Annotated in this window: 12 protein-coding genes and 1 pseudogene; 4 read left to right on the top strand and 9 right to left on the bottom strand. The window is 69.5% G+C overall.

Features of this window, described 5'->3' with window-relative positions; genetic code table 11:
• From ACZ43N_RS39840 to ACZ43N_RS39820, 5 genes are all read right to left on the bottom strand, one after another.
• Nucleotides 1-242: Phenylacetic acid catabolic protein (locus tag ACZ43N_RS39840; protein ID WP_468104361.1), on the bottom strand; the 242-nt coding region annotated here is incomplete at its 3' end.
• An 82-nt stretch (nucleotides 243-324) separates the two neighbouring features.
• Nucleotides 325-1,152: an enoyl-CoA hydratase/isomerase family protein gene (locus ACZ43N_RS39835; RefSeq protein ID WP_468104359.1), complete on the bottom strand. Its 828-nt coding sequence runs from the start codon at nucleotides 1,150-1,152 to the stop codon at nucleotides 325-327.
• A complete protein-coding gene (locus ACZ43N_RS39830) occupies nucleotides 1,143-1,997 on the bottom strand; it encodes a 3-hydroxyacyl-CoA dehydrogenase family protein (protein WP_468104357.1) in 855 nt (284 codons plus the stop codon). Before ACZ43N_RS39830 ends, ACZ43N_RS39835 begins: the two co-directional genes overlap by 10 nt.
• Complete coding sequence (locus tag ACZ43N_RS39825) at nucleotides 1,994-2,740, bottom strand: enoyl-CoA hydratase/isomerase family protein (protein WP_468104355.1); 747 nt, start codon at nucleotides 2,738-2,740, stop codon at nucleotides 1,994-1,996. Before ACZ43N_RS39825 ends, ACZ43N_RS39830 begins: the two co-directional genes overlap by 4 nt.
• Nucleotides 2,737-3,960, bottom strand: a complete 1,224-nt coding sequence (locus ACZ43N_RS39820; RefSeq protein ID WP_468104353.1) for a thiolase family protein — start codon at nucleotides 3,958-3,960, stop codon at nucleotides 2,737-2,739. The genes ACZ43N_RS39825 and ACZ43N_RS39820 overlap by 4 nt, the downstream gene beginning before the upstream one ends.
• Nucleotides 3,961-4,472: 512 nt before the next feature.
• Between ACZ43N_RS39820 and paaI the strand changes: the two genes are divergently transcribed.
• Complete coding sequence (gene paaI / locus ACZ43N_RS39815; protein ID WP_468104367.1) at nucleotides 4,473-4,943, top strand: hydroxyphenylacetyl-CoA thioesterase PaaI; 471 nt, start codon at nucleotides 4,473-4,475, stop codon at nucleotides 4,941-4,943.
• A 699-nt stretch (nucleotides 4,944-5,642) separates the two neighbouring features.
• On the opposite strand, the gene ACZ43N_RS39810 is transcribed toward paaI, so the two are convergent.
• Nucleotides 5,643-6,227, bottom strand: a complete 585-nt coding sequence (locus ACZ43N_RS39810) for a DinB family protein (RefSeq protein WP_468104351.1) — start codon at nucleotides 6,225-6,227, stop codon at nucleotides 5,643-5,645.
• 232 nt (nucleotides 6,228-6,459) lie between these two features.
• Here ACZ43N_RS39810 and ACZ43N_RS39805 point away from each other — a divergent pair, with 232 nt between their 5' ends.
• Nucleotides 6,460-6,924: an ATP-binding protein gene (locus tag ACZ43N_RS39805; RefSeq protein ID WP_468104349.1), complete on the top strand. Its 465-nt coding sequence runs from the start codon at nucleotides 6,460-6,462 to the stop codon at nucleotides 6,922-6,924.
• Between the two features lie 544 nt (nucleotides 6,925-7,468).
• Here ACZ43N_RS39805 and ACZ43N_RS39800 read toward each other — a convergent pair.
• Entirely contained in the window at nucleotides 7,469-8,257 is a 789-nt protein-coding gene (locus ACZ43N_RS39800) for an alpha/beta fold hydrolase (protein ID WP_468104347.1), read from the bottom strand.
• Between the two features lie 159 nt (nucleotides 8,258-8,416).
• Here ACZ43N_RS39800 and ACZ43N_RS39795 point away from each other — a divergent pair.
• Nucleotides 8,417-8,676, top strand: a pseudogene (locus tag ACZ43N_RS39795) (IS5/IS1182 family transposase); the annotation flags it as partial.
• Between the two features lie 100 nt (nucleotides 8,677-8,776).
• Here the strand turns inward: ACZ43N_RS39795 and ACZ43N_RS39790 are convergent.
• On the bottom strand, nucleotides 8,777-11,593 hold the full coding sequence (locus ACZ43N_RS39790) for a P-loop NTPase fold protein (protein ID WP_468104345.1): 2,817 nt from the start codon (nucleotides 11,591-11,593) through the stop codon (nucleotides 8,777-8,779).
• Between the two features lie 440 nt (nucleotides 11,594-12,033).
• Nucleotides 12,034-12,168, bottom strand: a complete 135-nt coding sequence (locus ACZ43N_RS39785) for a hypothetical protein (protein ID WP_468104343.1) — start codon at nucleotides 12,166-12,168, stop codon at nucleotides 12,034-12,036.
• Nucleotides 12,169-12,409: 241 nt separating this feature from the next.
• Between ACZ43N_RS39785 and ACZ43N_RS39780 the strand changes: the two genes are divergently transcribed.
• Complete coding sequence (locus ACZ43N_RS39780) at nucleotides 12,410-13,648, top strand: choice-of-anchor Q domain-containing protein (protein WP_468104341.1); 1,239 nt, start codon at nucleotides 12,410-12,412, stop codon at nucleotides 13,646-13,648.
• Nucleotides 13,649-13,670: the final 22 nt, after the last annotated feature.

Raw genomic sequence — 13,670 nt, 5'->3', positions numbered from 1 at the left:
GCGAACAGGATCGCCTTGCGGCGCAGGGACGGCGCCCGCGTGATCCACTCGCCCTCCGGCTGCATGCCGATGATCTCCGAGTGCGCGTGCTGCGCAATCTGCCGCACCAGCGTCCTGCGGTAGCCCTCCGGCATCCAGTCCCGCGGCTCGATCCGCTGGTCCCGCGCGATCGTCGCCTCGAAATACTCCTCCAGCTCCGGCTCCGCGCGGCCCGCCGACCCGTCGGCCTGTATCGCGGCCATCTACCCCACCTTCCCTACCGACCGTTCGTTCGGTTGGCATCATGGCTGAATTGTTCGTGTTTCGGCAAGTGCCGCAGTCGGGTCAGCGTCCGCTGAAGGACGGCTGTCGGCCTTCGAGGAAGGCCCGCACGGCAGTTCGGTGGTCCTCGGTCGTACCCAGCCGCTCCTGGGCCGCCGCCTCCCGCTCCAGTAGCACGCGCAGGGGCGCTCCCTCGGCCCGGAGCAGTGCCTTGACCTCGGCGTACGCGGCGGTGGGACCGGCGGCGAGGCGCCTGGCGAGGGCCAGGCCCTCCGCAGCGGCACGACCGTCCGGCACGACGCTGTGGACGAGGCCCCACTGCTGCGCCGCCTCGGCGTCGAAGCGGTCGCCGAGCAGCATCAGGGCGGCGGCTCGCGACGGACCGACCGCCTGTGCCAGAGCTCCGCTCAGACCGCTGTCGGCAGCAAGGCCGATCCCGGTGAACGCCGTCGAGAAGCGGGCACCGGCTCCCGCGACCCGCAAGTCGGCACAGAGCGCGAGGCCCAGTCCCGCGCCTACGCAGGCTCCCTCGACGGCGGCAACCACAGGCTGTGGCAGCGCGTGCAGTTCCTCGACGAGGGGGTTGTACTCGTCCCGCACGATGGCAAAGGCGGCGGCGGGTGCGCTCTCCAGGGCTCGCGCGTGCTCCTTGAGGTCCTGGCCGACGCAGAAGTGCCGGCCCTCGGCGGTGATCAGCACCGCCCGGACGAGGTCGCCGTCGTCGCGCACCCGGCGGACGGCGGCGATCAGTCCGGCGCGCAACGACACGTCCAGGGCGTTTCCCGCGGAGGGCCTTCGGAGTTCGATGACGGCAACGCCGCCGTCCAGGGTGTAGCCGACGCCGTGCCGCGTCTCGTCGGCCGGAGGACGGCTGGTAGCGCTCATTCCCATGTGTAGAACCCCTTCCCGGTCTTGCGGCCGAGTTCGCCGCGGGCGACCTTCTCCCGGAGCAGCCGGGGCGGCATGAAGCGTTCGCCGAGCGTGGCGTGCAGGTGCTCGGCGATGGCGAGGCGTACGTCGAGTCCGACCAGGTCGGTCAGGCGCAGCGGCCCCATGGGGTGCTTGTAGCCGAGCCGCATGGCGTCGTCGATGGCGTCCGGTTCCGCGACGCCCTCCTCGGCCATGCGGATCGCCTCCAGGCCCAGGGCCAGGCCGAGGCGGCTGCTGGCGAAGCCGGGCGAGTCCTTGACGACGACGTCCTTCTTGTCGAGGCAGCGGGTCCAGCCGAGGGCCGTCTCGACGGTGTCGGCCCCGGTGCCGGGTGCGACGACGATCTCGACCAGTTCGGAGGCGGGCACGGGGTTGAAGAAGTGCATGCCCAGGAAGCGGTCGGGCCGGGTGAGGGCGGCGGCGAGATCGGTGACCGACAGGGAACTGGTGTTGCTGGCCAGTACCGTGCCGGGGCTCACCGCCTGCTCGGCGGCTGCGAGGAGCCGGGCCTTGAGCGCGGCGTCCTCGGGGACGGCCTCGACGACCAGGTCGGCGTGCGGGGGCAGCGCGTCGACGGACGGAACCGTCGTCACCCGGGCCAGCACGTCCTCCGCGGGCTCGGCGAGTGCGCCGCGTTCGGCTGCTCTCTTCAGCCCGGCGGCGACGCGGTCCAGGGCCGCGGCCGCGGCCTGCTCGTCGCTCTCCACGACGGTCACGGCCGAGCCGACCGCCGCGAAGGACTGTGCGATACCGGCGCCCATACGGCCGCCGCCGATCACCCCGACGACTGCGGGTGCTGGGGTCATGCCCGGCTCCTCTTCTCCAGAAAGCGTGTCATGCGGTCCTTCTTGTCCTGCCCCTCGAACAGCACGGCCTGGGCCAGGTCGTCCGCGACCGGGTGGGCGCCGGGTGCGTCGACGACGAGCTTCGTCAACCGCAGGGCGGTGGCGGAGGATCGGGCCATGCGGTCGAGCAGGGCGTGCGCCTCGTCCAGCAGCTTCTCGGCCGGTACGACGTCGATGACCAGCCCGGCCGCCAGTGCCGCGGCCGCGTCGAGGTTCCGCCCGGCGAGCAGCACCTGCTTGGCGATCGACTCGCCGACCAGCTCGGGCAGCCGCCAACAGGCCCCGGCCGCGGCGAGAATGCCGAGCCCCGGCTCGGGGTTGCCGAACACCGCGTCCGGTCCGGCGATACGGAGATCGCAGGCGTACGACAGTTCGGCGCCGCCGCCCAGCGCCCAGCCGTCGACGGCGGCGAGCGTGGGCATGGGGAGCCTGCGCACCCGCTCGAACAGACGGCTGTTGATGCCCTGGAGGGCTTCGTCGCGGCCACGCCGCAGCAGTTCGGCGATGTCGGCACCGCCCGCGAAGACCCGGCCGTGGCCGGTGAGCAGCAGCAGCTTCGGATCGGCTTCCAGCAGCCCGCACACCTCGTGCAGTTCGGCGATCATGCGGCCGCTTATGGCGTTGCGGGCTTCGGGCCGGTGCAGGGTGACGACGACCCGGTCTTGTCGCTCCTCGACGAGCAGCGTCTCGTAGGCGGTGCTCACACCCGCTCCACGAGCATGGCGACGCCCTGGCCGACTCCCACGCACAGCGTCGCCAGGCCCCGGCGGGCGTCCTCGCGCTCCAGCCGGCCGAGCAGCGTCAGCAGGATGCGCGCACCGGAGCAGCCGAGGGGATGGCCGAGCGCGATGGCGCCGCCGTCGGCGTTGACCCGCTCCTCGTCGAGCTCGAGACGGCGCATGACGGCCAGCGCCTGGGCGGCGAACGCCTCGTTCAGCTCGACCGCGTCCAGGTCGCCGGCCTGCCATCCGGCGCGGGCCAGGGCCTTCTGTGTGGCGGGCACCGGGCCGAGGCCCATGATGTTGGGCTGGACGCCGGCCGAGGCGGAGGTGACGATCCGCGCCCGCGGGGTGAGCCCGTACCGCTCCACCGCCTCGGCGCTCGCGACGACCAGCGCGGCGGCGCCGTCGGACAGCGGCGAGGAGGAACCGGCGGTGACGATGCCGTCCTCGCGGAAGATGGTTCGCAGAGCGCCGAGCTTCTCCAGCGTCGTACCGGGGCGCGGCCCCTCGTCGCGGGTGACCTCGCCGTCCTTCACCGGGACCGGCACGATCTCGCGGTCGAAGCGCCCCGCCTCCTGTGCCGCCACGGCCCGCTGATGACTGCGCAACGCGAACGCGTCGGACTCGGCGCGGGTGATGCCGTCCAGGGCCGCGACCTCCTCGGCCGTCTCCCCCATCGCGAGGGTCACCTTGACCGTCTCGGGACCGGCCCCCGCGGGCACGACCCGGTCGGCGGCGGCGAAGCGCGGGTTGGTGAAGCGCCAGCCCAGTGAGGTGTCGTGCAGCTCCCCCGGCTTGGCCCATGGGGTGCCGGGCTTGGCCATCACCCAGGGGGCGCGGGTCATGGACTCCACCCCGCCCGCGACCACCAGGTCCGCCTCCCCGGAACGGATCGCCTGGGCAGCGCTCGCGACCGCGGTCAGCCCGGAGGCGCAGAGCCGGTTGACCGTGTAGCCGGGGACGGTGTGCGGCAGCCCCGCCAGCAGAACGGCCATGCGCGCCACGTCCCGGTTGTCCTCACCCGCCTGGTTGGCGGCCCCCAGGACCACCTCGTCCACGGCCTCGGACGGGATCCCCGCGCGGCGGACGGCCTCACCCACCACAAGGGCGGCCAGGTCGTCGGGACGCACGGAGGCCAGCACGCCGCCGTATCGGCCCTGCGGGGTGCGCGCGCCGTCGATCAGGAAGACGTCGTCAGGCATGGGCGGACTCCTCGAAGGGGACGGGCCGGCACGACTGCAGCGTCGCGAAGCGGCCGGTGACGAAGGCGGGATCGGACGGGGTGACGCCGGCACAGGGGGGGCGCCGACCCGGAAACCGAGAGGCTGTGCTCGGTGGAACCGGTCCCGATGGCGAAGGAGCCGGGCCCGAACCACTCACTGCCAGGGCTGTAGAGGAACCGCCAGAAGGCCAGGTCGCCCAGCGGTCCGCGGTAGTCGTCGGTCGATGGAGGCGGCGTCCAGTCGTCGGTCGGCGGATGCGGCGTCCAGTCGTCCCGGCTCGTGGTGGCTGCGACCGCCTGTTCCAGCAGCATGCGACGGCATGCGAAGAAATCAGGGCCGTTCGGCCACTTGTGCGGCATGTGGTCCACCTCTTGACAGGCATTGGTCTGACTGGGTTACTAAGCCGAGTCGCACGCTAACCGAATGTTCGGTCGGGAGACAAGGTGGCAGAAATCGCGATAAAGAACGCCCAGCTCAGCCCTACCGAGGCGATGTTCGCCGCGGACGAGGCGTCCCGAGGGCTGGGCATCGAGCTGCTCGACCACGGCCCGGGGACCGCCGTGCTCCGCATGGCGGTGACCCCGACGATGGTGAACGGACACGGCATCGCCCACGGCGGCCATGTGTTCCTGCTCGCCGACACCGCCTTCGCCTGCGCCTGCAACAGCCACGGTCCCGTGACCGTCGCGGCGGGCGCCGACATCACTTTCGTCGCCCCTGCGTACGAGGGCGACGTGCTCGTGGCGACCGCCGAGGAGCGCACCTTGTTCGGCCGCAGCGGCATCTACGACGTGAGCGTCCGGCGCGGCGACGAAGTGATCGCGGAGTTCCGCGGACGCAGCCGCAGCATCACCGGCACGCCACCGGAGTCGAGCGGAGACACGACGGCGCTCAGGCCGCCGAGCACGCCCGCGAAGGAGTCGTCAAAGACAGCGAGACGACGGCCATGGCACCGTGAGTGATTGCTTGTTTCCACCGATGCCAGGGAGTCACACGGCGAAGAAACTCGTTCACGAGCCGCGCGTCGGCGCAGGCCGGACGCTCTCGGGCGCCTTTCCCTTGAGTCGGATCCGGCCGACCGCCGTGTCGCCGGCCGGCAAAGTCCGTTGCCCCCTGCCACCGCGTTGTCACGGCTCCGGCTGCCCATGTTCCGTACGCCGCACTCGCGCCCCGGCCCACCCCGTTCCGGGCCGACCACGTCGGTGGAGCCGTCCACCCTGCCTGCCCTCTACGTGACGCCCTCATCGCCGGTGTACTGGGGGCCGCCTGCGTCTATCCGGTCATGTTCAGCGGGCAGGTAGGACCTGCATGACCTCCTTCGACTGCCACCGCCGTGCGTACGCCCATTTCGGCGGGGTGCCGATGTCGATCGTCTACGACCGGACCGAGGCCGTCGTGCGCCGACATGTCGCTCCTCGGGAGGCGGTGCCGCTGCATCCGGAGGCGGCCGGCTTCGCCGGCCAACTACGACTTCGACGGCCCCCTCGCCACGCAGCAGCCTCACAACCTTGCGGACAGCGAACGACGGCAGCAACGGGGCGGCCGACTCCCAGGGTTGATCTGAAACCAGACGCTTGGACAGATCAGCACCCACGACCGGCATCGTGCCGCACGAACATCACTCACGTGAGACAACATCTATGCCTTGGTTGGCGCCGCATCTACGCCTTGGTTGGCGCCGCCGACCTGGCGGCCTGCTCGATCTTCGCGCAGTAGGCTGCACGGGCTTCCTCGTCGATCTGCTTCTCGTGTTCGACGCGCACCCCGGTCCGGCCGTCGAGGCCCTCGCGCAGGATATCGGCATGCCCGGCATGCCGGATGGACTCGCCGAGGACATGGACCATGACGGCGAACAGGTTCGTGTTGGGACAGGGCTCCGGCCACCACGGCACGTGGCCGGGGGCGTCGAGGGGAAGTTCGTTGATCGTCGCGTCCGAGTGTCCCCACGTGCGCCGGTAGAACCCGATGATCTGATCGCGGGTCTCGTCCTCGGTCGCCCACAGATCGCTGCCGTCGTGGTCCTGCCACCGGGGCAGCGGTTCCGGGGAAGGGCGGTCGAAGACCTCGCCGAAGTACCTGGCCTCGACGGTGGCCACGTGTTTGACCAGGCCGAGGAGGTTGGTCCCGGTCGCTGTCAGAGGTCGGCGGGCGTCGTATTCGGACAGGCCGTCGAGTTTCCAGAGCAGCGCCTCTCGGTCCCGCCGCAGTCTGCCGTGCAGGTTGGCCTTCGCGAATTCATCGATCACGCGGCATGAGCCTGCCATGGGCTGCTCGTGGTCTCAAGATCCAGTGCGTGGTCCGCAACGACTGGCAGAGCCGAGGCAAGGCTCTGGCCGCCGCCCCTGAAGCACTCGCGGCTCGGAAGCGAACCGTATGCGCGTGCCGTCATGCCACCAGGACGCCCTCGTGCCTGTCCAGTCCGATGCCGGGTACCCGGTGCCTGCACGCAGGATGGACAAAGGAGAGGAACTCGGGGCAGTGGCAGTGAAGGCGATGGGGTGGGCGCACTCGTTCCCTATGTCCAAAGGAGTACGCGCGGGGCGGGAGTGGACACGCAGACGTCTGGGGACCCTGCCCTGGGCCGCCTCCGAGCCGCACACGGTGGATGCGATCGTGTTGGCGGTGTCCGAGCTGATCACCAATGCGCACATCCACGCCCACAGCGACGCGCATTTGGTCCTCACATGGGACGGCGACTGCCTCCATGTGAGTGTCCACGACGAGGACCCGGCACTGCCGCGCCAGCGCGAACCAGAGCCGGGGGAAGTTTCCGGCCGCGGAGTGGCCATCGTGCGGAAGCTTGCCGATGAGTGGGGAATCAGGTGCCAGCGGCAGGGCAAGACGGTGACGGCGTGCTTCCGCCCCGTCGAAGCCGAACCTGACACCGATCCTGATCCCGATGTCGGTGTCGGTGTCGAACGGCGTGACGGCCACCGCAGTTGAAGGAACGGCGCGCTTCCATGCCTCGCTGACCACAGCCGGGGCCCGCTCGGACGAGCGGGCCCCGGTGTGTGTTTCTCAGGCGGTCGAGGGGGGTGGCCGGCACCGTCGGTACCCGGTGACAACGGAGTGGGGGAAAGAACGGTGTCCTCCTCACCGGCTCCAGCAGGGTGTCGGCGGCCCCGGCAATGAAGGCTGCCGGATAGGTGTGGCAACGCCGACTGACTGACTTTGGGCTGAGGTTGGCCCCTCGATCGGGGCGCATCAGCTTCCCCCGGGATCCGGCTCTCCTGCCCGAAGTGTGGCTGGACTGGGGCATCATGAGCCCTCAAATCGATCGTTCTGCCGATGGCAGTCAGGCAACCGAGCGGATGGTCGCGTGCGGCCGCAGCCGCGCTCGCCCTGTTCCCTCGGCACGCACTGCACCGCCGAACGCCCGGTGCCGGGTGCCTGGTGCCTGGTGCCTGGTGCCTGGTGCCTGGCCAGGGTGTCCTGGAGAAACTGGCCACCAAGACAGGCATGACCACCGGTCATTCGGCTTCGCGTCTCAACTCAACGAATCGAGGAAGGCCCGCACCGTTGTCGCGAACCCCGTCGGATCGGTCTCGTGGACTGTGTGCCCAGTCGCGAGTTCGGCGAGCCGGGTGTTGGGGCGCCGGGCTGCCATCGCCTTGGCGTGCTCTGCGGTGAGCGTGTCGCTTTGGGTTCCGTGAATAAGCAGGGCGTGGCAGTCGGTGGAGAGCCAGTCCTCCCAGTGGTTGCCGTTTACTTGGCCGACCGAGGCGACCATGTCCTGCGGGCGGAACGCCAGTCCCCAGCCATCGGGGTACTCACGGATGGCGTCGGTCAAGTAGCGGGCCGAATGACCGAGTTGTTCGACCAGCGCCGTGCGGCTGGGAGCCCGGTGTGGCCAGGCCAGACAGAAGGAAAGGTCGTCATCGATTTCGGCGCCGATGTCTTCGATGATTAGCGCGCTGACCAGGTGGGGGTAGCGGGCGGCGAGCTGGTAGGCGTTGACTCCGCCGAGGGAGTGGCCGAGCACGACCACTTGAGTCAAACCGAGGTGAGTGACGAGCGCGGCAGCATCGTTTACGTAGCCTTCCCTGGAGAAGTCGGATGCCCGATCGGAGAAACCGTGTCCGCGCTGGTCCGGGGCCACGACTCGCCAGTCGTGAACCAATGCCTGTGCCAACTTGGTGAAGGTGCGGCCCTCGTTGAAGTGGCCGTGCAATGCAAGGAGAGGACGCCCCGGGCCGCCGAAGTCGAGGTAGGACAGGCGGCGCCCATTCACGGTTATGGCTGCGCGTGCCGGCTCGGGCTGAGGGATTGAGATCATGGAGTGAGCTTGCCACCTGGGCGGTGCTTGATCATTGACTTCTGGCGCACCTCGACAGCGAGGACGCGCGGACGCGCGGACGCGAGGACGCGAGGACGCGCGGACGCGAGGACGCGAGGACGCGAGGACGCGCGGAACCGAAGGCGGCTGGCATGAACGGGTTATGGCTATCGCCACCTGCGGCGATGGCTCGCTTCCCGTGGCATTCGGTACCGCCTCGCCCGAAAGGGCATCGAGTCATCCTGACGCTTTGTCTGACCTCCCTGGGCCGTTGAGCGGACGGTGTCCTGGCTGTCCGGGTTCCTATGCCTTCACCGTCGCTACGAGCCAAGCCGGAACAGTTCCTCGTCTTCGTCGTCTTCCTCGTCTTCACCGCCATCGCTGCGACCCTCATATGCCACCGCAGACTCGCCACATGAAATCCTCGTACGCCGCACCTCCGGGCAACTACGGGACACGCCTTGGACAGTGTCCGGCATCGCGTGGGCCGGCCTTCGGACCGCTGCTGTCCCCGTCAGTTCAAGGGTGCAGGGGGCACGGCTGGAATCGTGGCGGAGGCAGTGGGCGGGACGGCGCGGGAGAGAGCGTCGAGGGCGTGGCCGGGGTGAGGCCCCATGCGCGGCGCACGTCGTCGATGAGTGAGCGGGCACTGTGCGGCGAGACACCGAGTTCCAGGCGGCTCTCGGCGAGGAAACGGGCATGGCCTTCCGGCGCCCGCGCGGCGGCGTCCTTGCGGCGCTGATCGAAGGACGGGGCAGTGAAGATCTGGAGGAACGTCAGCCCGAAGTACGCGTACGCGGACGCCTCATCGATGAGCGGGGCAGCCTGCTCCGGCAGATCCGCGGGAGCGGACCCAGCCGTTGCCGACGCGGCGGCGAACGCCTCCAATGCCTGTCGGACCGTGTCGGCGCGGCACTCGCAGTCCGAGCGCAACTGGTCCATGAGGTCGCGGTACTGGCTGAGGACCGTGGCGTTGGCGGACGTCCACTGATGTCCGCCGAGCAGTGTGCGGAAGCCGGCGAGTGTCTCGGACACCTCCTCCAGGATGAGCCGGCGTGAGATGTCGGCGAATTCTACGGACTTGGTTTCCTTGTGCATCTCCACGATGCGGCGTCCGTACCGGATCAGATCGCGTGGCAGGCCGCCCGACAGGCCGTGGGCGAGCACGACGTATGGCGTCGGACCCGGGGTGTCGGCGGGCGCCAGCCCCGGGGCACGCTTGGCGATGATCTCCTTGGACTCTTCGAGGGTGCAAGGTGGCACGTGGACGACGTCGTCCAGGGAACTGTCGGTGGAGTCTCGGTGGGGCAGGCCGCGCCGGACGAAGGCGGCACCGACGTCCTCGGCGACCGAGATGACGTAGAAGACGTGGGGTACACCGAAGATCGCCTTGATCTCGCTCAGGAAGGCCAGTGCCTGTTCGGCCGAGCCGAGCCGGTCGAGTTCGTCGACGGTGATGATCGTGCGATGGCCCCGCGTGGACAACTGCTGAGCGATCCTGGCCAGCAGTGTACGGAAGGTCGCCACGAGCTCGGGGAAGTTCACGGGCACCGAGGAGAGCGCCGACGTGTGTGTGGTGCCCAGGCTGACCAGTTGGGATACCCCAGAGGTGACTCCCGCCGAGGTGCTCTGCACGGTCCTGAGGCGGTAGAGCTGGTCGGCGCATTCGGTCACCAGCGGTGATTCCGGCGCCCGAGGTCGCCACAGCCCCACGCGCAGGAGCATCCACGCGGCGATCAGGCCCACCAGGCGAGCCTGGTTCTGGGTGTCCAGGACGACGGCGACCGCGTGTTCGTCACTCCGAACGAGCCACACGAGAAGTGCCAGGCAGCCCAGGGCCGCGGGGGTGAACACGCGCGGGGCGGGGAAGCTCCGTCGTCTGACACGGATCGTCTCCTGCAGATGGCCGGTGATCCACAGGGCCATGGCGAACAGGAGAAGAAGGAGAGCCAGACCGAGGAAGCCGTCGGTCAGGGCCGCCGCGTGTTCCCGGACCTCACGGTCCGCGAAGAGGGTCAGCGGTATGACGGCGAGCAAAGTCATGGCCATTGCGAGGCAGAGGGCCCTAGGCATGGTGCGCAGCCGACGGCGCCAGCGGGCGGATCTGCGGAGCACCCAGATCAACATCCCGGTCAGCGTGAGGAGCAGACCCAGCCCGAGGTTGTCCCCTCGCCAGACCTCGCGTACCAGTTCGTCGCACCACTGACCGGCGGTGGTGGTCCACGACCGCAGAGTGGGGCTGTGCTCCTTCCACAGGGAGCGGACCACGGCGTAGGAGCCCAGAACGACGAGTGCGGCGGCGGGAATGCCGAAGAAGGTCCTGCGGCGTAGTGCTCTGAGTGAGAGGCGCAGCCGACGCAGGGTCCGCACGAAGCCGGAGAGCCTGGTCAGAGGCGGCACGGTGTACTTCTCGTGCCGGATGTACCGCTCACAGACGTCGATGCACAACGACAGCAGGAAGTCGTGCGGTGTGTACGTGGCCGGCACGTGGGCCTGGATCGCGAAGTCGCCGCCCTTCAGGGCGCTGTCGAGCAGCGTGCTCTTGCCCACGCCACGTGGACCGCACACCGCTACGGTGCCGCCGTCGAGGATCGCCAGCTTCCGGTTCAGCTGGACCGCCGCACGGCTGAGCACCACGTACCCGCGATCTCGTGATGCCCGCAGTCCCTCATAACTGTCCGTCAGGAAAACGGCATGTGGGTCGTCTCCGAGCAGCGCGTCGATCACCCAGTGGATCACGGGGGTGGTGCCGTCGCGCTGAAGGTCGTGCTCCCATTTCCTTGTTGCGATCCGGACTTTCGTGGCCAGGAACGGGAGCGAGCACAGTTCTCGAATGATGAGCACCTGGTTTTCCAGGTTCCGCCGGGACAGGTCCCGGCGGTCGATCCACCACAGGAGGGTCGGCCACACCAGCACGAGTGGCGCATAGGTGAGACCGACGTAGAGGAAGGATCTGTCGAGCTCGAACCGTGCGACCACATACGCGACGCCGGTGACGACGGCGAGCCAGCCGAGGGCCGTGCGGACGTCTATACCCACGTCGGACGTCGCCTGGGAGAGCTGAGCCCTGACCGTGTGCGCACGATCGACCACCTGCCGGTACTCGGCGTAGGCGGTCCTGCAGGGCTCGATACACCGGGCGACGTTGGCCGGCGACTTCATCGCCTCGCGTACCGCGTTGGCGGTCACACCGTCCCGCGTGTCCAGCCGTCGTTTCACACGGAAGTCGCTGAGGCATGCCTCGACGGTCCTGAGGTAGATGACCCCGTCGGCGGGATCGGCCCAGTCGATGAACGTGGTGGTGCCGGACGGGTCCTCGGTCCCCGAAGTCGCCATCGGCCACTCCCCCTCGCGACGTCGACGCGGCGCGAGTGTACCGGGACGGGGAGGAGTGTCAGGGTACTTTCTCGAGTACGCACAGATCCCCGCTGTCGGGGTCCCCGAGGTACATCCACAGGACAGGCTCCTGCGGCGTGCCCCGCGCCTCGTACCCGGTCCCCAACACATCGCGGGCGAAGGTCATCTGGACCTCGGCCAGGACTCCCCCCGATTCAATGCTGGGCCGCCTGCCGGACGTGCCGGGGGACCCCGGCAGGCGGCCGGCGCCCGTCCATCAGGTTCGACGCAGACCTCAGTCTTCGTCTGGTACTCGTCCTTCCTCGTGTCGTCCACGCCCGCGTTGAGAGCGAGCAGCAACCGCTCCGGGGCGATCGGCAAGGACACGGTTCCTTGAGCGGTTCCGTCCATGTTCGTAGCCGTGGCTGTCCAGGACACCATCAGCGTCCGGGACACGATTGTTCGGTCACGGCGACGAGCGCCACGAGGTCCATGGAGAGCGCGGCCCGTACGTCCTCCGCTGGGAAGACGACCGTCGTCCCCTCTGCCTCGATGTCCCCCCGCGCCGCTCCCATTCGGTCATTTCTCTTTCCGTCTGTGGACACGGATCACTCTGAATGGAACGCTCGCTACAGACCGCACAACGGTCCCCGGGACGCAAGCCTGCCGGTCCGCACCGGCCGCACTCCCCCGCACCTCCGCGCATCGCGCGTCACGGACTGCGCATCACGCCGCGCTCGTCGCGCACCACCCGAAGTCCTCACGAACAGCCGAGCCCGGCACGTCCAGACACCTCGCCGAGAGGAGTTCCACCGTATGAAGATCCAAGCCGTCACAGCGGCACTCGCCTCCGTCCTCCTCGCCTCAGTGGCGCATCCCGCCGCAGGTGCCGCCGCTCCCCCGGAATCGGGTCCGACGGAGTTCACGGTGAACACCACGACCGACGCGGTGGACGCCGACGCGTCGGACGGCCGGTGCCTCACCGTGTCCGGCGCGTGCAGCCTGCGTGCCGCCGTCATGGCCGTCAACGCCCGGCCAGGCAGCACGATCATCCTGCCTCCCGGCCATTACCGGCTGACGATCCCGCCCGATCCACGGCTGATCATCGGCGACAATCCCGACCCGACCACGGGCGACCTCAACGTCGACGCGGCCACCACGATCCGGGGCGCCGGCGCGCGGTCCACCGTCATCGACGCCGACCACCTGGACCGGGTGTTCCGCCTGCGGGCGGACACCCGCATATCCGATGTGACGATCACCGGCGGAACGGCCAAGCAGCGCGAACTTCCGTTCACCGACACCGGTGGGGGCGGCATCGCCAACGCAGCACACCTGACGCTCCGACGGGTAGCCGTGACCGGGAATTCCGCCGGCTACGGCGGCGGCGTCTTCAACGTGCCGGACTCCCACCTGGATCTCGTCGACAGCACGGTCAGCCGGAACGCCGCCGGAGAGGCCGGCGGCATCAGGTTCGACGACAGCGGCACCGTGACGAACTCGACGATCGCCGACAACCAGGTGACCGACCCCGGCGACCGCCCCGGCAGCCTCGGCGGCTACGGCGGGGGCATCGACATCCGCGGCCTGGGAACCGTGCAGATCCTCAACTCGACCATCACACGCAACCGTTCAAGCGACGGCGGGGGCGGAATCAACATCGCTCCGGCCTATCTGGACAGCCTGCCCGCACCCATCCCCGACATCGTCGATCTGCCGCTGGGACGTATGACCCTGCACAACTCCGTCGTCGCGGGCAACACCGTCGGCGGATCGGCCGCCGACTGCGAGAAGGCCTTCGCCACCATCACATCACTGGGCCACAACATCGACGGCGACGGCAGCTGCCGACTGACGGCTCCGGGTGATCTGCCCAGCCGCACCCCAGGGCTCGGACCACTGGCCGACAACGGCGGCCCCACGGACACCGCGGCCCTGCTCCCGGGCAGTCCCGCCGTGGACGCGGCCGACAACTGCCCGGCCACCGATCAGCGCGGCGTCGCCCGCCCCCAGGGCGCCGCCTGCGACATCGGCGCCTACGAGCACACCCCGTGAACCCTCCACCGGCACTGGAGCG

This window comes from Streptomyces sp. NPDC030814 (genome assembly GCF_055572155.1).
The sequence above is the reverse complement of the archived record's forward strand: the minus strand, read 5'-3'. Positions and strand labels throughout refer to the sequence as shown.

Bases quoted from the DNA above. Each gene is read 5' to 3' on its own strand.
- ACZ43N_RS39835 (WP_468104359.1), bottom strand. From the start codon at position 1,152: ATGGGAATGAGCGCTACCAGCCGTCCTCCGGCCGACGAGACGCGGCAC.
- ACZ43N_RS39830 (WP_468104357.1), bottom strand. From the start codon at position 1,997: ATGACCCCAGCACCCGCAGTCGTCGGGGTGATCGGCGGCGGCCGTATG.
- ACZ43N_RS39820 (WP_468104353.1), bottom strand. From the start codon at position 3,960: ATGCCTGACGACGTCTTCCTGATCGACGGCGCGCGCACCCCGCAGGGC.
- paaI (WP_468104367.1), top strand. From the start codon at position 4,473: ATGTTCGCCGCGGACGAGGCGTCCCGAGGGCTGGGCATCGAGCTGCTC.
- ACZ43N_RS39800 (WP_468104347.1), bottom strand. From the start codon at position 8,257: ATGATCTCAATCCCTCAGCCCGAGCCGGCACGCGCAGCCATAACCGTG.
- ACZ43N_RS39790 (WP_468104345.1), bottom strand. From the start codon at position 11,593: ATGGCGACTTCGGGGACCGAGGACCCGTCCGGCACCACCACGTTCATC.
- ACZ43N_RS39785 (WP_468104343.1), bottom strand. From the start codon at position 12,168: ATGGGAGCGGCGCGGGGGGACATCGAGGCAGAGGGGACGACGGTCGTC.
- ACZ43N_RS39780 (WP_468104341.1), top strand. From the start codon at position 12,410: ATGAAGATCCAAGCCGTCACAGCGGCACTCGCCTCCGTCCTCCTCGCC.